Annotated in this window: 21 protein-coding genes; 12 read left to right on the top strand and 9 right to left on the bottom strand. The window is 68.2% G+C overall.

From position 1 onward, the window contains the following. Window position 1: 1 nt before the first annotated feature. Window positions 2-1,192, bottom strand: a complete 1,191-nt coding sequence (locus ACWV14_RS03070; protein WP_454902551.1) for a CaiB/BaiF CoA transferase family protein — start codon at window positions 1,190-1,192, stop codon at window positions 2-4. Next, the gene (locus ACWV14_RS03065) at window positions 1,185-2,123 is read right to left on the bottom strand and encodes a hydroxymethylglutaryl-CoA lyase (RefSeq protein ID WP_454902550.1); all 939 of its coding nucleotides are present in this window, start codon (window positions 2,121-2,123) and stop codon (window positions 1,185-1,187) included. The genes ACWV14_RS03070 and ACWV14_RS03065 overlap by 8 nt, the downstream gene beginning before the upstream one ends. Before the next feature lie 126 nt (window positions 2,124-2,249). Between ACWV14_RS03065 and ACWV14_RS03060 the strand changes: the two genes are divergently transcribed. Continuing rightward, entirely contained in the window at window positions 2,250-2,990 is a 741-nt protein-coding gene (locus ACWV14_RS03060; protein ID WP_422088581.1) for an IclR family transcriptional regulator, read from the top strand. A 45-nt stretch (window positions 2,991-3,035) separates the two neighbouring features. Here ACWV14_RS03060 and ACWV14_RS03055 read toward each other — a convergent pair whose 3' ends face one another. Both ACWV14_RS03055 and hisC read right to left on the bottom strand, forming a co-directional pair. Further along, window positions 3,036-4,007, bottom strand: a complete 972-nt coding sequence (locus ACWV14_RS03055; protein ID WP_454902549.1) for a Bug family tripartite tricarboxylate transporter substrate binding protein — start codon at window positions 4,005-4,007, stop codon at window positions 3,036-3,038. Window positions 4,008-4,062: 55 nt separating this feature from the next. After that, window positions 4,063-5,040 carry a histidinol-phosphate transaminase gene (hisC, locus tag ACWV14_RS03050; RefSeq protein ID WP_454902548.1) on the bottom strand — a complete coding sequence of 326 codons (978 nt, stop codon included), beginning with the start codon at window positions 5,038-5,040 and terminating at the stop codon, window positions 4,063-4,065. A gap of 205 nt (window positions 5,041-5,245) precedes the next feature. On the opposite strand from hisC, the gene ACWV14_RS03045 reads away from it, so the two are divergent. Beyond that, on the top strand, window positions 5,246-7,420 hold the full coding sequence (locus ACWV14_RS03045; protein WP_454902547.1) for a malate synthase G: 2,175 nt from the start codon (window positions 5,246-5,248) through the stop codon (window positions 7,418-7,420). A gap of 36 nt (window positions 7,421-7,456) precedes the next feature. Here ACWV14_RS03045 and ACWV14_RS03040 read toward each other — a convergent pair. Further along, a protein-coding gene (locus tag ACWV14_RS03040; RefSeq protein ID WP_454902123.1) for an IS3 family transposase occupies window positions 7,457-8,655 on the bottom strand; the annotation gives its coding sequence in 2 pieces (ribosomal slippage) (window positions 7,457-8,388 and window positions 8,388-8,655; 1,200 coding nt in all). A gap of 226 nt (window positions 8,656-8,881) precedes the next feature. Between ACWV14_RS03040 and ACWV14_RS03035 the strand changes: the two genes are divergently transcribed. After that, window positions 8,882-10,189 (top strand): MFS transporter, encoded by a 1,308-nt coding sequence (locus ACWV14_RS03035; protein ID WP_454902546.1) that lies wholly within the window; start codon window positions 8,882-8,884, stop codon window positions 10,187-10,189. Here ACWV14_RS03035 and ACWV14_RS03030 read toward each other — a convergent pair. Further along, window positions 10,168-10,389: a hypothetical protein gene (locus tag ACWV14_RS03030; protein WP_454902545.1), complete on the bottom strand. Its 222-nt coding sequence runs from the start codon at window positions 10,387-10,389 to the stop codon at window positions 10,168-10,170. The genes ACWV14_RS03035 and ACWV14_RS03030 overlap by 22 nt on opposite strands. Before the next feature lie 169 nt (window positions 10,390-10,558). Continuing rightward, complete coding sequence (locus ACWV14_RS03025) at window positions 10,559-10,816, bottom strand: hypothetical protein (RefSeq protein ID WP_454902544.1); 258 nt, start codon at window positions 10,814-10,816, stop codon at window positions 10,559-10,561. Here ACWV14_RS03025 and ACWV14_RS03020 point away from each other — a divergent pair. Beyond that, window positions 10,803-11,381 carry a fasciclin domain-containing protein gene (locus ACWV14_RS03020; protein ID WP_422088587.1) on the top strand — a complete coding sequence of 193 codons (579 nt, stop codon included), beginning with the start codon at window positions 10,803-10,805 and terminating at the stop codon, window positions 11,379-11,381. The genes ACWV14_RS03025 and ACWV14_RS03020 overlap by 14 nt on opposite strands. A gap of 7 nt (window positions 11,382-11,388) precedes the next feature. Here ACWV14_RS03020 and ACWV14_RS03015 read toward each other — a convergent pair whose 3' ends face one another. Then, a complete protein-coding gene (locus ACWV14_RS03015) occupies window positions 11,389-12,315 on the bottom strand; it encodes a LysR substrate-binding domain-containing protein (RefSeq protein WP_454902543.1) in 927 nt (308 codons plus the stop codon). An 82-nt stretch (window positions 12,316-12,397) separates the two neighbouring features. Between ACWV14_RS03015 and ACWV14_RS03010 the strand changes: the two genes are divergently transcribed. The 5 genes from ACWV14_RS03010 to ACWV14_RS02990 all read left to right on the top strand — a co-directional run bounded on the left by ACWV14_RS03010 (window position 12,398) and on the right by ACWV14_RS02990 (window position 16,398). Continuing rightward, window positions 12,398-12,730 carry a DUF2917 domain-containing protein gene (locus ACWV14_RS03010; protein ID WP_454902542.1) on the top strand — a complete coding sequence of 111 codons (333 nt, stop codon included), beginning with the start codon at window positions 12,398-12,400 and terminating at the stop codon, window positions 12,728-12,730. A 136-nt stretch (window positions 12,731-12,866) separates the two neighbouring features. Beyond that, on the top strand, window positions 12,867-14,045 hold the full coding sequence (locus tag ACWV14_RS03005) for an acetyl-CoA C-acetyltransferase (protein WP_454902540.1): 1,179 nt from the start codon (window positions 12,867-12,869) through the stop codon (window positions 14,043-14,045). Window positions 14,046-14,050: 5 nt separating this feature from the next. Then, window positions 14,051-14,854: an enoyl-CoA hydratase-related protein gene (locus ACWV14_RS03000; RefSeq protein WP_454902538.1), complete on the top strand. Its 804-nt coding sequence runs from the start codon at window positions 14,051-14,053 to the stop codon at window positions 14,852-14,854. Between the two features lie 57 nt (window positions 14,855-14,911). Next, on the top strand, window positions 14,912-16,168 hold the full coding sequence (locus tag ACWV14_RS02995) for a 6-phosphofructokinase (protein ID WP_454902536.1): 1,257 nt from the start codon (window positions 14,912-14,914) through the stop codon (window positions 16,166-16,168). Continuing rightward, window positions 16,168-16,398, top strand: coding sequence for a cysteine-rich CWC family protein (locus ACWV14_RS02990; protein ID WP_454902534.1), 231 nt, complete (start codon window positions 16,168-16,170; stop codon window positions 16,396-16,398). The genes ACWV14_RS02995 and ACWV14_RS02990 overlap by 1 nt, the downstream gene beginning before the upstream one ends. On the opposite strand, the gene ACWV14_RS02985 is transcribed toward ACWV14_RS02990, so the two are convergent. After that, complete coding sequence (locus ACWV14_RS02985; RefSeq protein WP_454902532.1) at window positions 16,389-17,726, bottom strand: zinc-binding metallopeptidase family protein; 1,338 nt, start codon at window positions 17,724-17,726, stop codon at window positions 16,389-16,391. The two genes, ACWV14_RS02990 and ACWV14_RS02985, sit on opposite strands and share 10 nt — an antisense overlap. A 145-nt stretch (window positions 17,727-17,871) precedes the next feature. Here ACWV14_RS02985 and ACWV14_RS02980 point away from each other — a divergent pair, with 145 nt between their 5' ends. The 3 genes from ACWV14_RS02980 to ACWV14_RS02970 all read left to right on the top strand — a co-directional run bounded on the left by ACWV14_RS02980 (window position 17,872) and on the right by ACWV14_RS02970 (window position 21,404). Continuing rightward, entirely contained in the window at window positions 17,872-19,374 is a 1,503-nt protein-coding gene (locus ACWV14_RS02980; protein ID WP_454902530.1) for an MFS transporter, read from the top strand. Window positions 19,375-19,451: 77 nt separating this feature from the next. Beyond that, window positions 19,452-20,597, top strand: coding sequence for an ABC transporter substrate-binding protein (locus ACWV14_RS02975; RefSeq protein WP_454902528.1), 1,146 nt, complete (start codon window positions 19,452-19,454; stop codon window positions 20,595-20,597). Between the two features lie 39 nt (window positions 20,598-20,636). After that, a complete protein-coding gene (locus tag ACWV14_RS02970) occupies window positions 20,637-21,404 on the top strand; it encodes a class II glutamine amidotransferase (RefSeq protein ID WP_422088596.1) in 768 nt (255 codons plus the stop codon). The last annotated feature ends 63 nt before the right edge of the window (window positions 21,405-21,467 follow it).

The raw sequence follows: 21,467 nt of genomic DNA, 5'->3' as shown, positions 1-21,467 counted from the left end.
GTCAGTCTCCGAGGGTGATGTTGTGTGTTGCGAGCGCGGCGATCTGTTCGTCGCTGTAGCCCACTTCTTTGAGGAGCTCGCGGCTGTGTTCGCCGATGTGCGGCGGCTGCAGCCGGATGCCGGGGCGTTCGCCGTCCAGCGTGAACGGCATCAGCGGCACCTTGGCCGTGCTGCCGTCGTTCATGCGCACCGGCGCGAGGCCGCCGGTGGCGTTGAGGTGCGGGTCGTCGAACAGGTCTTGCGGCTTGGTGATGGGCGCGAAGGGCAACTCGTTGCGCTCGAACACCGCTGCAAGCTCGGCGGCGCTGCGGTCCGCCAGGTGCGAGCGCAGGATCGGCATCATCCAGTCGCGCGCCAGCACGCGGTCGTTGTTGGTCTTCAGGCGCGGATCGGCCAGCATGTCTTCCAGGCCGAAGGCCTTGCAGAAGATGGCCCACTGCTTGTCGCTCACAGCCGCCAGGAAGATCTGCTCGCCGTCTTTCACGGTGAACACGTCGTACACCGCCCAGGCCGAGATGCGGCTGGGCATCGGGTCGGCCGCCTTGCCGGTGGCGGCGAACTGCATCATGTGCTGCGCCACCAGGAACACGTTGTTCTCGAACAGCGCCGACTGCACCTCGCAGCCCTTGCCGGTGAGCTCGCGCTGGCGCAGCGCGGCCATCGCGCCGATGGCGCCGAACATGCCGCCCATGATGTCGTTCACGCTGGTGCCGGCGCGCAGCGGGTCGCCGGCGCGGCCGGTCATGTAGGCCAGGCCACCCATCATCTGCACCACCTCGTCGAGCGCGGTGCGGTGGTCGTACGGGCCGGGCAGGAAGCCCTTGTGGCTCACGTAGATGAGGCGCGGGTTGAGCTTGGCCAACGTGTCGTAGTCGAGCCCCAGCTTCTTCATGGTGCCGGGCTTGAAGTTCTCGCTGACGATGTCGGCGGTGGCGATCAGGCGCAGCGCGGCCTCCACGCCCTCGGGCTTCTTAAGGTCGAGCGCGATGCTCTTCTTGTTGCGGTTGAAGGTCGGGAAGAAGCCCGAGCCCGAGCCGAGCAGGCGGCGCGTGTTGTCGCCCTCGATGGGCTCGACCTTGATGACCTCGGCGCCGAGGTCGGCCAGCAGCAGGCCGCAGGTCGGGCCCATGACCATGTGGGTGAATTCGACGACGCGAACGCCGGCATAAGGAAGAGGATTGGCTTCAGACATGTTGTGCGATGTGTTCCTGGACGAAGCCCTTGGGCAATCCGGCTTCGGGCGTCATGCCGTAGACCGGCTCGCCCGGCAGGCCCGCCATGAGCGGCGCGCGCGCCGCGATGAGTTTCTGGATGTCGATGCCGGTGCGCACGCCCATGGCCTCGAACATGAAGACGAGGTCTTCGGTGACGGCATTGCCCGAGGCGCCCGGCGCATAAGGGCAGCCGCCGAGGCCGCCGAGCGATGCATCGAAGGTGCGCACGCCCTCGTCCCATGCCGCCAGGCAGTTGGCGATGCCCAGGCCGCGCGTGTTGTGCATGTGGGCGGCGCCAGCGTGCGCGCCGATCTCCGCGCGCAGGCGCCTGAACAGCCGGCGCACCTGCGCGGGGTTGGCATAGCCGACGGTGTCGGACAGGCCCGATTCGTCCGCGCCGGCCTCTATGCACTGCGCGGCCAGGCGAATCACCTCGTCTTCGGGCACCAGGCCCTGCAGGGTGCAGCCGAAGGCGGTGGAGATGCCGGCCTCCAGCTTCACGCGCGGCGCGATGGCGTTGCGCAGCTCGGAGATGGCGCGCACTTCTTCCAACATTTCCGTCGGCGTCTTGCGCACGTTGGCCAACGAATGCGCCACGCTGGCGGACACCGGCATGGTGAGCTTGTGCACGCCGGCCTCCAGCGCGGCCTGCGCGCCCTTGCGGTTGGGCACCAGCGCCATCACCACCAGGCCGGGCAGCGTGACGGCATGGCGCACCACCTCGGCGGCGTCGGCCATCTGCGGCAGCAGCTTCGCGGGCACGAAGGAAGCGACCTCGATCTCGCGCACGCCGGCGGCATGGAGCGCGTCGATCCAGCGCAGCTTGTCGGCGGTGGGCATGGTGGCCTTGACCGACTGCAGGCCATCGCGCGGGCCGACCTCGCTGATGAGAACGTCGGGGGGTGTCATGGAATCCGTCTCCTGTGCTGGAATTGCTTGACTGTTCTGTCTTGCAGAACTACATTCCGTTAAACAGAATTAGACCGTCGATCCATCCGACTGTCAAGCCAACCGTCCCTGTCCCCCCCACTGCCCATGCCCCGCAAAGCCCAGACCGAATCGGTGTCCGACCTCAATGCCGCCCCCGGCGGTGCCGCCGCGGTCGACCGCGCGCTGAGCCTGCTCTCGGCATTCCGCCCGGGCGACGAGGCGCTGTCGCTTGCGCAGTTCGCCGAACGCACGCAGCTCTACAAGAGCACCGTGCTGCGGCTGCTGGCCTCGCTCGAACACGCGCGGCTGATCCGCCGCCAGGACGACGGCCGCTATGCACTGGGCATGGAGATCGCGCGGCTGCACGGGCTGTATGCGGCGTCGCTGTCCGTCGACCGCATCGTGCTGCCGGTGCTGCGCGCGCTTGCGGCGACCACAGGCGAAAGCGCGGCGTACCACGTGCGGCAGGCGCAGGGCGGCAGCTGGGTGCGGCTGTGCCAGTTCCGGGTCGATTCATCGCACGTGGTGCGAGACCACGTGCGCGTCGGCGACCTGCTGCCCAACGACCGGGGCTCGGGCGCGCGGGTGCTCATCGCCTTCGGCCCGGAGCGCGACCTGCCGCGCGACGCCGAAGAACGCAAGCTGTACGAGGACATTCGCGCGCAGGGCTTCTGCGCGCTGGTGGGCGACCGCACGGCCGAGCTGGCGGGCATCTCGGCGCCGGTGTTCCATGCGGACGGCAGCCTGGCGGCGGCCGTAACGCTGACGATGCCCACGCACCGGTACGACGAGCGCTACATCGAGCCGGTGCGCGCCGCGGCGAAGGAGCTCAGCGGCCAGGTCTGACTGTCCTGCTCCTTCCCTTGCGGGGGAGGGAGAAATGCGGGAGCCTCAGGCCTCCGCCTTGAAGCCCGAGTTCTTGATCGGCATTTCCCAGCGCTTCAAATGCGCCGCCTGGATGGCCGCCAACTCGGCCGGCCCCGCATGCGCAGGCACGAGCCCCAGCGAATAGATCTTTTCCTGCACATCGGGCATGCGCAGCGCATCGGCCACCGCCTTGTCGATGCGCGCCACCAGTTCGGGCGACATCCCCGGCGGGCCATAGAGCCCGAAGAACGCATCGGCCGTCACGTTGATGCCCGCCTCCTTCAGCGTAGGCACGTCGGGCAGCGCGCGGCTGCGCTGCTCGCCCGTCACCGCGAGGATGCGCACCTTGCCCGCGCGATGGTGTTCGATGGTTTCCGAGGCGGTGTCGACCATCAGCGGCACCTGCCCGCCGATCAGGTCCTGCGCCGCCGGCGCGCCGCCGCGGTAGGCCACGTGCGTCATCGGCACGCCGACCGCCTGGGCGATGAGTTGCCCGGCAAAGTGCGGCACGGTGCCCGCGCCCGAGGTGGCATAGTTGGCCTTGGCGGGGTTGGCCTTCATCCAGGCCAGCACCGTCTTCAGGTCGCCGGGGGGCGCGCCGGGCCCCGCCGTCACCGCGAAGTCGAAGGTGCTGCCGAGCGCGATCGGGGTGAAGTCTTTCGCCGGGTCGTAGCCGAGGTTCGGGTAGAGCCAAGGGTGAATCACCATCGCGCCGCTCGGCGAGAACACCAGCGTGTAGCCGTCCGGCGCCGCACGCTTGAGTTCGCCCAGCGCGAGCCGGCCGGCCGCGCCGGGCTTGTTGTCGATGATGACGTTCTGCCCCAGCGACACCCGCATCTTGTCGGCCAGCACCCGGGCCACCACGTCCACCGACCCGCCCGGCGGAAAGCCGACCAGGATCCGCACCGTGCGGTCCTGCTGCGCGAACACCAGCGGCGCGACGGCCGTGGCGGCAAGGGCGGCAGCGGCTTGCGCTGCGAACTGGCGGCGTTTCATGGTCTTGTCTCCTCGGGTGGGTGGTGAAAGAAGCGAAAAGTGGCCCCGCCCGGCGTCAGCGCAGCGCGGCAAGCACTGCGCGGTTCTGCTCGGGCAGTCCGATGCTGATGCGCAGCCATTGCGGCAGGCCGTAGGGGCCGAGCAGCGAGACCTCGATGCCGGCGGCCAGCAGGCGCGCATGCACCGCCTGCGCGTCACCGACCTGCACCATCAGGAAGTTGCCGGAAGAAGGAACGCAGGCCAGCCCCAGTTCCCTGAAGCCGGCGGCGAGCTGGTCGCGCCCGGCGGTGTTGAGCTCGTAAGTGCGCGCCAGGAAGTCCGCGTCGCCCAGCGCGGCCACCGCGGCGGCCTGCGCCGGCGTCGTCACGTTGAAGCGCGGGCGGTGTGCGTTCATGCGCGCCGTGAGCGCCGGCTGCGACACGCCGTAGCCGATGCGCAGCCCGGCCAGGCCGAAGGCCTTGGAGAAGGTGCGCGCCACGATCAGGTTCGGCAGGCGGCGCACCCACTCGATGCTGTCGTAGCGCTGCGCGGGCGAGAGGTATTCGGTGTAGGCCTCGTCCAGCAGCACCGTCACGTGCGCGGGTACCGACTGCAAGAAAGCCAGCAGCGGCGCGGCATCGATGAAGGTGCCGGTGGGGTTGTTGGGGTTGGCCACGAACACCAGTTTCGTGTCGTCGCCGATGGCGGCGCGCATCGCGTCGAGGTCATGGCCGAACTCGCGCGACGGCACGACAGTTGCGTGCGCATGGGCATGCGCCGTGGCCGCCGCATAGACGATGAAGCCGTACTGCGAATAGACGACGCCCTCCCCCGGCTTCAGGCTCACCTGCGCCGCCAGCTCGAGGATCTCGCTCGACCCGCTGCCCAGCGTGAGCCAGTCGGCGGGAACGTCGAGCCGGGCGGCCAGGGCGTTTTTCAGGGCCGTGCCGTTGCTGTCGGGGTAGTTGCCGGCGCCCTCGAGCGCGGAGGCGGCGGCCCGACGGGCCGATTCGGGCATGCCCAGGGGGTTTTCGTTGGAGGCTAGGAGAATCATGGAACAGGTCGGGATTTATTTAAGAAGTTAAATATATCCGCCGGCCCCCGCACTCTTATCAGTGCCTACCCTTTGCGCCCTGTACCTCTCTTGCTCGATTACCTCTATTTTTGTCACGGATAAATCCCGCTTGCGGCTCTTACTCATCAGCAAGGTATCGAATAAAGTTGATCCCAGGATTGCATCTTTCTCAAGGAGAACCCCCATGACCGCCCGCACCACCGCCCACGGACTCCAGGTCGCGACCGAGCTCCACCGCTTCATCGAGGACAAGGTCCTGCCCGCCAGCGGCGTGGCCAGCGACGTCTTCTGGAAGGGCTTCGACGCCATCGTCAGCGACCTCGCGCCGAAGAACATCGCCCTGCTCGCCGAACGCGACCGCCTGCAGAGCGAGCTCGACGCCTGGCACAAGAAGAACCCCGGCCCGATCGCCGACATGCCGGCGTACCGCGCCTTCCTCGAGAAGATCGGCTACCTGCTGCCGCAGCCCAAGGGCGCGAAGGCCACGACCGCGAACGTCGACTCCGAACTCGCGCTGCAGGCCGGCCCGCAGCTGGTGGTGCCCATCCTCAACGCACGCTACGCACTGAACGCCGCCAACGCACGCTGGGGCTCGCTGTACGACGCGCTCTACGGCACCGACGCCATTCCCGAAACCGGCGGCGCGGAAAAGGGCTCCGGCTACAACCCGGTGCGCGGCGCCAAGGTCATCGAATTCGCGCGCAACGTGCTCGACCAGGCCGCGCCTCTGGCCAACGGCTCGCACAAGCAGGCCACGGGCTACAGCGTGAAGGACGGCAAGCTGGTCGTCGCGCTGCAGAGCAGCAGCACCGGCCTGGCCGACGCATCGCAGTTCATCGGCTACCAGGGCGACGCCGCCTCGCCGTCGTCGGTGCTGCTCAAGCACAACGGCATCCACCTCGACATCCGCATCGACCGCAGCACGCCCATCGGCAAGAGCGACGCGGCCGGCGTGAGCGACCTGGTGCTCGAAGCCGCGCTCTCGACCATCCTCGACCTCGAAGACTCGGTGGCCGTGGTCGACGCCGCCGACAAGGTGGTCGCGTATTCGAACTGGCTCGGCATCGTCGAAGGCACGCTGACCGAAGAAGTCGCCAAGGGCGGCAAGACCTTCACGCGCGGCCTGAACCCCGACCGCGAATACACCGGCGCCGACGGCAAGCCCGTGAAGCTGCACGGCCGCTCGCTCATGTTCCTGCGCAACGTGGGCCACCTGATGACCAACCCGGCCGTGCTTTATGCGGACGGCAAGGAGATTCCGGAAGGCATCCTGGACGCCGTGGTCACCACCACCATCGCCACCATCGACCTGAAGCGCAAGGGCAACTCGCGCACCGGCAGCATCTACATCGTCAAGCCGAAGATGCACGGCCCGGCCGAAGTGGCCTTTGCCAGCGAGCTGTTCGGCCGCGTCGAGCAGCTGCTCGGCCTGCCCGCCAACACCGTGAAGCTGGGCATCATGGACGAAGAGCGCCGCACCAGCGTCAACCTGAAGGCCTGCATCGCCGAGGCCGCGGCGCGCGTGGCCTTCATCAACACCGGCTTCCTCGACCGCACCGGCGACGAGATGCACACCGCCATGCAGGGCGGCCCGATGATCCGCAAGGGCGACATGAAGTCCAGCGCGTGGATCGGCGCCTACGAAAAGAACAACGTGCTGGTCGGCCTGTCGTGCGGCCTGCGCGGCAAGGCGCAGATCGGCAAGGGCATGTGGGCCATGCCCGACCTGATGGCCGCGATGCTCGAACAGAAGATCGCGCACCCCAAGGCCGGCGCCAACACCGCCTGGGTGCCCTCGCCCACCGCCGCCACGCTGCATGCGCTGCACTACCACCAGGTCAGCGTGACCGCGGTGCAGCAGGAGCTGGAAAAGATCGACGCCGACGCCGAGCGCGACAACATCCTCAACGCGCTGCTGCAGGTGCCGATCGCGGCCGACGCCAAGTGGACCGCCGAAGAGCGCCAGCAGGAAATCGACAACAACGTGCAGGGCATCCTCGGCTACGTGGTGCGCTGGATCGACCAGGGCGTGGGCTGCTCGAAGGTGCCCGACATCCACAACGTCGGCCTGATGGAAGACCGCGCCACGCTGCGCATCTCCAGCCAGCACATCGCCAACTGGCTGCTGCACGGCGTGGTCACCAAGGCGCAGGTCGACGAGACCTTCCAGCGCATGGCCAAGGTGGTGGACGAGCAGAACGCGGGCGACCCGCTGTACCAGCCGATGGCCGGCAACTTCGCGACCTCCTCGGCCTACAAGGCGGCGCAGGACCTGGTGTTCAAGGGCATCGAGCAGCCCAGCGGCTACACCGAGCCGCTGCTGCATGCATGGCGCCTGAAGGTCAAGGGCGAGGCCTGACCTTGCCCCTGTTTCGTGTAGCTCTTAACCCACGATTCACGCGGCCTTTTTACGCTGTGCCTCGTACCAGCGCTGCTCGTACTGCATCGGGCTGAGGTAGTCCAGCGATGAATGCAGCCTGCGGTGATTGTAGAAGGCCATCCAGTCCATCACCGCCTGCCTGGCCTGCTCACGGGTAGCGAATTTGTGCCCATGCACGCTGGCTGTTTTCAGCCGGCCCCAGAAGCTCTCGGTCGGTGCGTTATCCCAGCAGTTGCCTTTGCGGCTCATCGATGAACGCATGCCCCAGCCCTTCAAGGCATCTTGGAACTCATGGCTGCAATACTGGCTGCCCCGGTCGCTGTGGAATATCACCCCAGGAGGCGGCCTGCGGCGCCACCACGCCATGGCCAGCGCGTCCTTGACCAGGCTGGCCTGCATGTGCGGCTGCAGGCTCCAACCCACCACCTGACGGTTGAACAGGTCGATGACCGCAGCCAGGTAAAGCCAGCCCTCGTCGGTTTGGATGTAGGTGATATCGCCACTCCAGAGCTGGTTGGGCGCCTCGGGGTTGAAGCGCCGCTGTACCAAGTCGGGCGCCACCGGCAGGCTGTGGCGGCTATCGGTGGTCACCACGAACTTGCGTTTGGTCTTGGCCCTGATGCCGTGCTGCTGCATGAGTTTGCGCACCCGGTCTTTGCCCACTCGGATGCCCCGGGCCAGCAGTTCCTTGTGCATGCGTGGCCAACCGTATTCCCCCTTCACCTCGGCGTGGATGGCGCGCATGTACGCCAGCAGGGCTTCGTCGCTGTGACGCCTGGCAGGTCTACCGTGGCCAGAATCACGCCGGCGCAGCCAGTTGAAGTACCCGCTGGCGCTGACCTCCAGCACCCCGCAGGACACATTCACCGGGTACAGCTTTCTCATTTGGTGAATCCAGGCGTACCTCGCAGCGTGTCCTGCGCGAAGTACGCCGCGGCTTTTTTTGCGATGTCGCGCTCCATGCGAAGGCGAGCATTCTCTGCACGCAACCGGGCTATCTCCATCTGCTCGGGCGAGACTTGGATGCTCTTGTCACCACCGCCCGCACCGTCCAATTCTCCCTTGGCTGACAGCCGCACCCAGTTGCCCAGGCTCGCTTTGGGGATGCCCAGTACCTTGGCCACCACCGCAATCGCCTGACCCGAGCGGACCTGCCGAACAGCCTCCTGCTTGAACTCTCGCGTGTACTGCGCACGCACCTGCTTGTCACTCATCTCTGAACTCCTTGTCGGTATTTTCAACAAGGGTTAAGAACTCCACTTTTCAGGGGCAACCTCAGCCTGAGTCTTCGCACCAGTGACTGAACGACGATGAAAGCCGGGCTCCTGCAGCCCGGCTTTTTCTTTTGTCGCGAGGCGCGGGCGTCGCCGTGGCGACGGCCGAGCGCCAGCGATCCATTAGCATTCGGGCCGCCTCATCCTTCACGGCCTTTCTCTCCTCATGAATCCGAACGCGGCGCCCAAGCCCGCGGAGCGCTCACGCCTCTCCCGCCTCACCCGCCTTTCCCACTGGTCAACCTCCACGACGGCGATGCTGGTCGCCCTTGCCACGGCCTTCGCCCTGAGCCAGGCCTTCCGCACCGTGGGCGCGATGATGGCCACGCCGCTCTCCCAGAACTTCGGGCTGACGCCGCAGCAGCTCGGCATGTGGGCCGGCACCTTCCATTTCACGTTCGGCGTGATGCAGCTCGGCATGGGCGTGTCGATCGACATGTTCGGCGTGCGCCGCACGGTGCTCAGCGCCTTTCCGCTGGCCGTTGCAGGCGCGGTGCTGTGCGCGATGGCGCCGAGCTTCCATGCGCTGCTGCTGGGGCAGGCGCTGATCGGCGTGGGCTGCGCGCCCGCGTTCCTGGCGTGCACGGTGTTCATCGCGCGGCATTTCGATGCGGCGCGCTTCACCGCCATGTCGGGGCTGGTGATGAGCATGGCCGGCATGGGCATCCTGTTCACCGGCACACCGCTGGCGTTGTTGATCGAAGCCGCATCCTGGCGTGCCGGCTACGCGGCGCTGGCCGGGTTCGCGGTGCTCTCGTGGCTGGTCATCTTCTGGCGCGTGCGCGAACCCGCGCGCGCGGCGGTGGATGGCGGCGGGCAGCAGGCGCCGGCCGAGCGGCAGTCGCTGCGCAAGGCGGTGCGCGAACTGCTGCCGCTGTTCGCCATGCCCCACACGCTGGGGCTGCTGTGTTTTGCCTGCGTTTCCTACGCGGCGTTCATCACGCTGCGCGGCCTGTGGCTCGGCCCGGTGCTGCACGATCGGCACGGCCTGTCGCTGGTGGCGAGCGGCAACGTGGCGCTGGTGATGACCGTGGCCGGCATGGTCAGCCCCGCGCTGTTCGGCCGCATGGACCCGGGCGGCGCTCGGCGCGGCCGCTGGATGATGGGCTGCGCCGTCGCCGGCGCGCTGATGTTCGGTGCCATGGCGCTGACGCATTCGGCGGTCGTCGACATCGGCCTGCCGATCATCTACGGCCTGCTCTCGGGCTACAGCGTGCTGCAGTACGCGTACACCAAGAACGCCTATCCGGCGGAGATGACCGGCCGTGCGATGGCGCTGCTGAACATGGCGATGTTCCTCGGCGTGTCGCTGATGCAGTGGACCACCGGCGTGGCCGCGTCGTGGGCGGTGGCGCACGGCGCGGAGCCGTTCCGCGCGGTGTTCCTCACGGTGGCCGGCATGCTGGCTTTGGGAACGCTCGCGTTCCTGGTGCTGCCGCGCTCGCATGGCGGTCAGTCCTCCGTGAAGCGATAGTCGGCCTTCTGCAGGGCCACCTTCTGCGCGCGCCGCTCCGCGCGATGCGTGCGCAGGTGGCGCCCGGCCTTCTGGTTGGATTCGCCGCGCGCCATTGCGGCCACCACGGGGTTGCGAGGTGCCGGCGCCGGCACCGGCACCGAAAAGTAGAACCGGCCCAGGCGCTTGTCGTCGTCACGGGCCTTTCGTTGAGCACTCATGTGCGCACACTCCGAAAAACAGGAAAGCCCCGGCGAATGGCTGCGCGGGGCCTTTGTCGATGGGCCTCGGCGGGTGCATGGATGCACGTCCGGCCGGGGCGGTCGGTGTGCGGATCAGGTGTTCAGGAAAAGCTTCATTGAATGGTGTGGTCGCCCGGGAGGTTGGTCGTCACCGGGCGCGGTGAGAAAAGAAACTGTTGCCGAAAAACGAAGGGCGGATTCTGGCGAGCGCCTGCACGAACCGCAAGGCCCGCATGCGCGGCTGTGGCGCAAAGCCGACGCGGCACAAATCTGCAACCGGATGCGAATCCAAACGCGAAGCGCCCCCGTATTCGATCCAAGCGCATCGCGCCTCCGAGCTGTTGGCGGTTTCCACAGACACCTTCAAGAACCATTCTTTCCAGGAGCCTTCAATGAAAAAACTCATGATTGCAGTCGGCGTTTCGGTCCTGCTCGGCGCTTGCGCGGGCGGCATGGGCATGAGCGGCAGTGGCAGCAGCGGCATGTCGTCGAACCCGATGGTCGGCGGCGCCGCGATGTACCCGACGAAGGACATCGTCGACAACGCCGTCAACTCGAAGGACCACACGACGCTGGTCGCCGCAGTCAAGGCCGCAGGCCTGGTCGACACGCTGAAGAGCCCCGGACCGTTCACCGTGTTCGCGCCCACCAACGAGGCTTTCGCCGCACTGCCGGCCGGCACCGTCGACACGCTGCTCAAGCCCGAGAACAAGCCCACGCTGACCAAGGTGCTGACGTACCACGTGGTGCCCGGCCGCATGGACGGCCCGGCGCTGATGAGCGCGATCAACGCGGGCGGTGGCAAGGCCGTGCTGAAGACCGCCAGCGGCGGCACGCTGACCGCGACGATGAACGGCGGCAACGTGTGGGTGACCGATGCCAAGGGCGGCACCGCGATGGTCACCATCGCCAACGTGTACCAGTCGAACGGCGTGATCCACGTGATCAACAAGGTGCTGCTGCCGGGTTGATCCTTCTTCAGGTCCGCTGCGCCGCTTCCGCTTCGTCGCGCAGCCATTGAGCGAAGTCCTGCGCGTCGCGGTTGCCCGCGGCGCGCTTCGACATCTCGACGAAGTAGGCGCGGCGCGACACGGCGCCTTCGCCCAGCGATGCCACCAGGCGGCCGTCTCTCACGAGTTCGCGCAGCAGCGGCATCCTTCCGATCACCACGCCCTGCCCCGCCACGGCCGCCGCCACCGCGTCGGCATAGTGGGTGAAGCGCAGCGTGCTCTTCATGCGCAGGTCGGCCAGGCTCATCACGCGCAGCCAGGGTTCCCAGTCGGTCGTCGCCGTCTCGCTGGGGTCGGCGTAGTCGACCGTGAGCAGCGTGAGGCCCGACAGGTCCGACGGCGCATGCAGTGCCTCGGCGAGCTTCGGCGCGCACAGCGGCACCACCGACTCCTCGAACAGCGCCGGCCCCACGCCACGGCTGATCGGCGCGAAGCGCACGGCAATGTCGATGCGGCTGCTTTCCAGGTCGAGCAAATCGAGCGTGGCCGACACGCGCACGTCGACCTGCGGATGGGTGCCGGTGAAGCGCGCCAGCTTCGGAATGAGCCAGAGCGACGCGAAACCCGGCGTGGTGGTGATCGCCACCTGGCGCGGCGCCGAGTTGGCACGCACGCGCGCGGTGGCGTCGCGCAGGCGCTCCAGGCTGTCGGTGACGGCGCGCTGCATGACGCCGCCGGCCTCGGTGAGCGACAGCGCACGGTGGCGGCGCTCGAACAGCAGCACGCCCAGGCTGGCCTCCAGCTGCTGGATCTGCCGGCTCACCGCCGATTGCGTCAGGTGCAGTTCGCCGGCCGCGAGCGTGAAGCTCAGGCGCCGCGCCGCGGCCTCGAAGGTACGCAGCAGCTCGAGTGGCGGCAGCTCGCCGGCCGAGGCTTTCACATTCTCTGGATGCATGCAACGAGTTCCGAATGACCGCGTGTAAATACGTGGCCGGCTCACTATATTCATTCGTATCTCGAATGCAATGGAGCTTGCCATGAGCACTTCTTCAAAGAAATCCGGCGCCACCTCGCGCTTCCACGTCAGCCTGCCGACCCGTTCCATCTTCGCCGTGCCCGATGGCGCCGGCGTGGGCATCGAATGCCGCAGCGGCTCGGTCTGGGTCACGGTGGACCGCGACACGCGCGACATCGTGCTCGCGCCCGGCGACCGCTTCGAGAGCGCCGAGCACCGGCGCGTGCTGGTGTCGGCGCTGGAGTCCTCGTGCATCACCGTGTCGGATGCGCAGCCGGCCGCGATTCCCCTCGCGAAGCGCACCGGTGCGCGGTCGCCTTGGCGACTCCTGCCCCACGGGTTGTCCCCGGCTTGACCGGGCACCAGGGGCGTCGAACCATCGATGCCCATGAGCCCCGATGCGTCCCCTATTGCCGCCGCTGTCTGACGGGCGGCTTTTTTGCTTTGGGGCATCCGGCTTTTCACAGGCTTCCTGAACGAAGGACATGAACATGGCAGAGGCATACATCGTTGCCGCAGCGCGCACGGCCGGCGGCCGGCGCGGCGGCAAACTGGCGGGCTGGCACCCGGCGGATCTGGCGGCGCAGGTGATAAACGCGCTGGTGGCGCGCAGCGGCATTGATCCGGCGGCGGTGGAGGACGTGATCCTCGGCTGCGTGAGCCAGGTCGGCGAGCAGGCCACCAACATCGCGCGCAACGCGGTGCTGGCGTCGAAGCTGCCCGAATCGGTGCCGGGCACATCGGTCGACCGGCAATGCGGCTCGTCGCAGCAGGCGCTGCACTTCGCGGCGCAGGCCGTGATGTCGGGCAGCATGGACGCGGTGATCGCGGGCGGCGTCGAGAGCATGACGCGCGTGCCGATGTTCACGCCCAACGCCCTGCCCGCGAAGGCAGGGCTGGGCACCTACATGAGCCCCGCGATGAAGGCGCGCTACCCCGGCGTGGAGTTCAGCCAGTTCACCGGCGCGGAAATGATCGCCAGGAACTACGGCATCGAGAAGAGCGCGCTCGACCGCTACGCGCTGGAGAGCCATCACCGGGCGATCGCCGCGACCCGCGTGGGCGCGTTCGACGACGAGATCGTGCCGGTAGACGTGCTGCTGGCCGACGGCACCCGCAGCGGCGAGGCGCACACGGTGGACGAAGGCATCCGCTTCGATGCAACGCTCGAAGGCATCGCGGGCGTGAAGCTGATCGCCGAGGGCGGGCGCTGCACCGCCGCCACCGCGAGCCAGATCTGCGACGGCGCGAGCGGCGTGCTGGTAGTGAACGAACGCGGCCTGAAGGCGCTGGGCGTGAAGCCGCTGGCGCGCATCCACCACATGAGCGTGATGGGGCACGACCCGGTCATCATGCTGGAAGCCCCGCTGCCCGCGACGCAGCGCGCACTGAAGAAGGCCGGCATGAAGATCGGCGACATCGACCTGTACGAGGTGAACGAAGCCTTCGCGCCCGTGCCCATCGCCTGGCTGCACGCGCTCGACGCCGACCCGGCGCGGCTCAACGTGAACGGCGGCGCCATTGCGCTGGGCCATCCGCTGGGCGCCTCGGGCACCAAGCTCATGACCACGCTGATCCACGCGCTGGCAAAGCGCGGCAAGCGCTACGGCCTGCAGACCATGTGCGAAGGCGGCGGCATGGCCAACGTGACCATCGTGGAAAGGCTTTGACGGCAATGAGCGACCAGGCTTTCATCCTCTGCGAGCTGAACGACGGCATCGCCACGCTCACGCTGAACCTGCCGGCCAAGCTGAACCCGATCGCGCGCGAGCTGCAGGTCGAGCTGCGCGACGCGCTGGAGCGCATACGCGACGACCGCACGGTGCGCGCAGTGATCCTCACCGGTGCCGGCAAGGCCTTCTGCGTGGGCGCCGACCTGAGCGCGATGGCGCCAGGCGAAGCCGGCAAGTCGCTCGGCACGCAGACCGCCGAGTGGATGCAGGAACTCAGCAATCCGCTGATCGAAACCCTGCGCACCTTGCCGGTGCCGGTGGTGGCCGCGGTGAACGGAGCGGCGGCCGGCGCGGGCGTGGGCCTGGCGCTGGTGGCCGACGTGACCATCGCGGCGCGCAGCGCCTACTTCTACCTGCCCTTCCTGCCCAAGCTCGGCATCGTGCCCGACCTCGGCTGCACCTGGGCCATTCCGCGCCGAGCCGGCCGGGCGCGCGCCATGGGCATGGCGCTGCTCGACGAGCGCGTGGACGCGGAGCGTGCGGTGCAGTGGGGCCTGATCTGGTCCTGCGTGGACGACGGGCAGCTGATGAAAGAAGCCGCGGGCATCGCGCAGCGCCTCGCCCGGCTGCCGGCGCATGCGGTGGTCGAGGCGCGCGAAGCCTTCGACGCCTCGGAGCGCCACTCGCTGAAGGAACAGTTGCACTACGAGAGCGAACGCCAGCGCGAGCTGATCGACCGCCCCAGCTTCCGCGAAGGCGTGAGCGCCTTCCTGCAGAAGCGGCCGCCGGTCTTCGAGAGCCGCTGACATTCCGACACCGGCGCCCGCTGGCGCCGGCCCGGGGGCTGCGTGACAATGCCGCGCATGCCCATCCCCAATGCCTTCTACGCCCAATCAGGCGGCGTCACCTCGGTCATCAACGCGTCGGCCTGCGGCGTGATCGAGACGGCGCGCCGGCACCCGGACCGCATCGGCAAGCTCTACGCGGGGCGCAACGGCATCATCGGCGCGCTGACCGAGGAGCTGATCGACACCGGCGCTGAGCCGGCCGAGGCCATCGCCGCACTGCGCACCACGCCTTCCGGCGCCTTCGGCTCGTGCCGCTACAAGCTCAAGTCGCTCGAGAAGAACCGGCGCGAATACGAGCGGCTGATCGAGGTGTTCAAGGCGCACGGCATCGGCTACTTCTTCTACAACGGCGGCGGCGATTCGGCCGACACCTGCTTCAAGGTAAGCCAGCTGTCGCAGTCGATGGGCTATGCGCTGCAGGCCATCCACGTGCCCAAGACCATCGACAACGATCTGCCGCTGACCGACTGCTGCCCTGGCTTCGGCTCGGTCGCGAAGTACGTGGCGGTGTCGACCATCGAAGCCTCGTTCGACGTGCGCTCGATGGCGGCGACATCGACCAAGGTGTTCGTGCTCGAGGTGATGGGGCGGCACGCCGGATGGATCGCCGCGGCCGGCGGGCTCGCCGCGGACCAGGGCATTCCGGTGGTGGTGCTGTTTCCGGAAATCGAATTCGACAAGGTGCGCTTCCTGGCGCGTGTCGAAGAACTGGTGAAGCAGCACGGCTACTGCTCGGTGGTGGTGTCCGAGGGCTGCCACCATCCCGACGGCACCTTCCTCGCGGAGCAGGGCACGCGCGATGCCTTCGGCCACGCGCAGCTCGGCGGCGCGGCACCGGTGGTGGCGCAGATGGTCAAGGACGCGCTGGGCCACAAATTCCACTGGGCCGTGGCCGACTACCTGCAGCGCGCGGCACGCCACATCGCCTCGGCAACCGACGTGAAGCAGGCCTACGAGCTGGGCCAGCGCGCGGTGGAGCTTGCGCTGGAAGGCCGCAACGCGGTGATGCCGACCATCGAGCGCACCTCCGACGTGCCGTACACGTACCGCATCGGCAGCGCGCCGCTGGAGTCGGTTGCGAATGTCGAGAAGCCGATGCCGCGCGATTTCATCTCGGACGACGGCTACGGCATCACCGAAAAGTGCCGCCGCTACCTGCTGCCGCTGATCGAGGGCGAGGACTACCCCGCCTACAGCGGCGGCCTGCCGGTGTACACCACGCTGCGCAACCTGGCCGTGCCGAAGAAGCTGCCGGCCTTCGAGATCGCATGATGGAAACCGGCACGGCGGTCATCGACGCCACGCGCTGCCCGCTGTGCGGCGAGCCGAACCGCTGCGCGATGGAAATCGAACGCGAGACCGGCCAGGCGCAGCCGCCCTGCTGGTGCATGCAGGTCGACTTCAGCAATGCGCCGCTGACCAACCTGCCGGAAGAGATGCGCGGGCTGGCGTGCATCTGCATGCGCTGCGCGACGGGAGCCGCGCCACGGCGTCAGGACTGACCGGCGTCCTGGGACTGCGACTGGCTCTGCGTCTGTGATTGCGCCTGGGACTGCGCGGCCTCCGGCGCGGCCACCTCACCCGACACGACCATCGACGGCGCATCGCCCGGCCGCTGCTGGGTGATCACCCGGTGGATGAACTGCAGCTTGCCCACGGCCGTGCGCGGCAGCACGAAAGGGTAGTAGTCGGGCTGGCCCATGCTGCGCGACAGCTCGTTGAGCACGTTGGTGAGCAGCACCCAGCCGTTGATGAAGTCGAGGAACTGGCCGGCATCGGGGTGGTCCGGCTGCCACAGGTCGTCGAGGGTGAAGAGGTCGCTCGTGAGTTCGACGTTGGCCGCATCGACGCCGAAGCTCATCGCGGTGTCCGCCGTGTCGGCCATGTGCAGGTAGTGCGCCCAGGTCTCGGCCCAGTCTTCCCACGGATGCGTGCTGGCGTAGCTGCTGACGTAGCGGTCGGTCCAGTCCGGCGGCGGGCCCTGCTCGTAGTGGGTCTGCAGCGCGGCCGCGTAGTCGGCGCGTTCGTCGCCGAAGAGCGCGCGGAAGTCGTCGATCCACGGCGTGGGCTGCACCAGCAGGTCCCAGTAGTAGTGCCCGATCTCGTGGCGGAAATGGCCGAGCAGGGTGCGGTAGGGCTCGCGCATCTCGGCGCGGATGCGTTCGCGCACGGCGTCCTCGGCCTCCTCGGCGTTGAGGGTGATCACGCCGTCCTGGTGGCCGGTCATGACGTGCGGGCCGCCGGGCACGTTGCCGAGGAAGTCGAAGGTCAGGCCGTGCACCGGGTCGGCATGGCGGCTCACCACCGGCAGGCCGAGCGCGAGCAGCTGCGAGATGAGCCGGCGCTTGGCGGTCTCGAGCTTACGCCAGAGCTCGCCGTTGCTCTCCACCGACAGGTCGGGAATGGTGCGGGTGACGCTGCATGCCAGGCAATAGCCGGGCGCCAGGCCGTGCGGGTCGGCGGGCGGCTGCTCGCTATCGCGCGCGGCCGGCACCATCCAGCTGCAGGCGGCGGGCGTCATGAGGTTGGCGCAGCGGCGGTAGGTAGGGCCGTGCGGGTCGCCGAACACGGTGAAGGTGTCGGGCTGCGCGCCGTCGCCTTGCGCCGGTGCGAGCGGCATGACGCCGAGGCGGTCGATCACGTAGCCCAGCGGCGTGTGGCAGGCCAGGCATTCGCTGTTGCGCAGGAACACGGGACGGCCGCACTGGCAGCGGTAGGCCCGGCTGACGGTGGGCGCGGCGAGTTCGGTGGCGAGCGTGGGCGCGCCTTCGGGCTCGGCGGCGGCCGGGGCGCTGGCTTGCGGATCTTGGGCTTCGGGCAGGGAATCCATGTGGTTGTCTTGATCTTCTGGAAGACGTCTTCATGAAGACGCGGAGGGGACAGCCGGGCCATTGTGCGACCCGCGGGCATGGGCCTCATCGTGCAAACACCGATATGCTTGTAGGACGACGGACCCCGAGACATTCCGCCGCCCCATGACCTCCCCACAGACATCCGAAGCCGCGAGCACGCCGGCCCCGCCCTCCATCGGCACGATGCGCCAGCGCTATGGCGAGCACTACCGCTGGTACCTGCTGCTGTCGGTCATGGTGGGGACGATGGCGTCGATCATGTCCTCGACCATCGTCAACGTGGCCATTCCGGGCATGAGCCATCACTTCTCGCTCGGGCAGGAGCGCGCGCAGTGGGTGAGTTCGGGCTTCATGGTGGCGATGACGGTCTCGATGCTCACCACGCCGTGGCTGCTGTCGCGCTACGGCTACCGGCGCACCTATGTGGGCACCATGCTGTTGCTGCTGGTGGGCGGCATCGTGGGCGGGCTGGCCAACGACTTCTCCCTGGTGCTGTTCGCGCGCGTGGCCGAAGGGCTGGCCGCGGGCGTGGTGCAGCCGATTCCGGCCATCATCATCCTGCGCGCCTTCGAGCCGCACGAGCAGGGGCGCGCGAGCGGCATCTTCGGCATGGGCGTGGTGCTGGCGCCGGCCATCGGGCCGAGCATCGGCGGTGTGCTGGTCGACCTGTTCGGCTGGCGCTCGATCTTCTTCATGGTGGTGCCCTTCTGCCTGGCGTCGCTCTGGCTGGCCTACAAGTTCGTGCCGACCACCGCGCCCGGCGGCGTGGCGGCCGTGCGCGGCGGCGGGCTCGACGGACGCGGGCTGGCACTTGGCACCATCGGCACGCTGTGCCTGCTGAACGGGCTGGTGGCGCTGCGCGGCGATTCGCCGTTGCAGGCCGGGCTGCTGCTGGCCGGCGCGCTGATGGCGTTCGGCGCCTTCGTGTGGTGGCAGCGGCGGCTCGCGGCATCGGGCGGCACGCCGCTGATGAACCTGGCGCTGTTCCAGTACCGGCAGTTCGCGATGGGCAGCGTGGTGGCGTTCATCTACGGCACGGCGTTGTTCGGCTCGACCTACCTGCTGCCGGTGTACATGCAGGTGGGGCTGCACCTGTCGGCCTCGCACGTGGGCACCATCCTGCTGCCGGCGGGCATCGTGCTGGCGCTGACCATCGCCGGCGTGGGCCGGCTGGCCGACAGGCATCCGACCTGGGTGCTGGTGACCATCGGGCTGGCGCTGCTGGCCGCGTCGTTCGCGCTGATGATGGTGCTGCGGCTGGACAGCGCGCTGTGGCTGCTGGTGGCGTTCGCAATCATCGGGCGCATCGGGCTGGGGTTCATCCTGCCCTCGCTCAACCTGGGCTCGATGCGGCCGCTGGCCAAGCCGCTGATTCCGCAGGGCGCCAGCGCCATCAACTTCGTGCGCATGCTGGGCGGCGCGGCCGGCGTGAGCCTGTGCGCCATCGTGCTCGAGTGGCGGCTGGCGGCGCACGGCGATTCGCTCGCCAACCCGATGAGCAGCCCGGCGCGGCTGGCGGCCTTCGACGAGGTGTTCGCGATGCTGGCGGGGCTGTGCGCGCTGGCGGTCTGCGCGGCCTGGCAGCTGCGACAGGGGCCGGCGGAAACGGCGCGCAAGACGGGGTAAACCCCGGCGGCGGAAGACGGGGCTTTCGCATTCAATTGTTATCAGTTGTATCAAGCTCGCCAGCGAGCCCCATTCCCATGCATCGCAGAAATTTCATTGCCGCTTCGGCGGCGGCCGTCGCCGTGCCCGCGCTCGGCCTCGTGTCTTCCGCCCATGCCGCCGAAAGCGGCGCGGCGGACACCGAAATCGTGCTCGGCCTCACCGGCATCCTGAGCGGGCCGCTCGGGGCTCCGATCAAGGTCGTGGTGGCCGGCGCGGGGCTGGCTTTCGATGCGGTGAACGCGCAGGGCGGCCTGTTTGGCCGCAAGATCCGGCTGGTGTCGCTCGACGACGAGCTGGTGCCCGAGAAGGCGGTGGCCAACTACGAGAAGCTGCTCGGCGAGCACCGCGCCTTCGCCTTCTTCGGCTGCGTGGGATCGGGCACCACCGCGGCGGCGGCCAAGGTGCTGAACCAGAGCGGCGCGCCAATGGTCGGCGGCTACGCGGTGTCCGACTCGGCGCGCGAGAAGGTGGCGGGCTCCGGCTACTTCGTGCGCGCCACCTTCGCGCGCGAGGCGCAGGCGCTGGTGCAGCACCTGACGACCATCGGCGTCTCGCGGATCGCGGTGGCCTACCTCGACAACCCGGGCGGCGCCGAAGTGGCAAAGCTGGTCGAGGCCGCGCTCGCCACGCTGCAGCTCAAGCCCGTGGCCGCCGTGCCGGTGAAGGGCGACGGCTCGGCCAACGAGGCCTCGGGCAAGGCGCTGGCGGACAGCAAGGCGCAGGCGGTCATCATGTACCTGGGCGGCGGCATCGGCGGCGAGGTGATGAAGGCCGCCTGGGCCGCGGGCGGGCGCCAGATGTTCTACGGCATGTCGATCGTGCCGGGCGACGTCACGGCGCGGCTGGTGGGCGACAAGACAAGCGGCCTGGCCATCTCGCAGATCGTTCCCTACCCATGGAGCGAAGTGGACGCCGGCGCAAGGGAGTATCGGCAGCTGGCCGAACGCGCCAAGGTCGACGTGGGCTACCTGAGCTACGAAGGCTATGTGAACGCGCTGGTGATGATCGAGGCGCTGCGCCGCACCGGGCGCGACCTGACGCGCGCCAAGCTGCATGCCACGCTCAAGGCCATGAAGCTGCGGGTGAACAACATGGAGATCGATTTCACCGGCGCCAGCAACACCGGCTCGCGCTTCATCGAGATGGTGCGGGTGACGAAGGAAGGCAAGTTCCTGCGCTAGCAGCCGCCCGGCCGCGCGAATCGCGGTCTAATTGCGGGCATGTGTCAATTGCTAGGGATGAACTGCAACACGCCGACCGACGTGACCTTCAGCTTCACGGGGTTCGCGCAGCGCGGTGGCCGCACCGATCACCATGCCGACGGCTGGGGCATCGCGTTCTTCGAGGACCGCGGGCTGCGCCATTTCGTGGATCACCAGCCGGCGTGCGAGTCGCCGGTGGCAGAGCTGATCCGGCGCTATCCCATCCAGAGCCGCAACGTCATCGCGCACATCCGCAAGGCGACGCAGGGCGAGGTCAACCTGCAGAACTGCCACCCGTTCGTGCGCGAGCTGTGGGGGCGCTATTGGGTGTTTGCCCACAACGGCGACCTGAAGGAATTCCGCCCGCGCCTGCACGGCAACTTCCATCCGGTGGGTAATACCGACAGCGAGCATGCCTTCTGCTGGATCATGCAGGAGCTGGCCAAGTCGCACGCGGGCGTGCCGAGCATCGAGGAACTGACGCTCACGTTGCGCGAACTGGCGCCGCAACTGGCGAGCCACGGCACCTTCAACTTCATGCTGTCCAACGGACAGGCGCTGTGGGCCCACGCGTCGACCAACCTCTGGTACGTGGAGCGCCGGCATCCCTTCGTCACCGCGCAGCTCTCCGACGAAGACCTGGCGATCGACTTCGCGCAGCACACCACGCCCAGCGACCGCGTGGCGGTGGTGGTGACGGCACCGCTCACGACCAACGAAACCTGGACGCAGTTCGCGCCCGGCGAGCTTCATGTTTTCGTGGATGGACGGCTTTCGGGGTACTGAGCCGACGTTGCAACCTTTCTACTGACACATTTTCGCAACAGTGCAATAAAGTATCAGCGGTCG

This window comes from Variovorax durovernensis (assembly GCF_977011995.1).
Note: the sequence above shows the minus strand (reverse complement) of the source record. Positions and strands in the feature narration are given on the sequence as shown.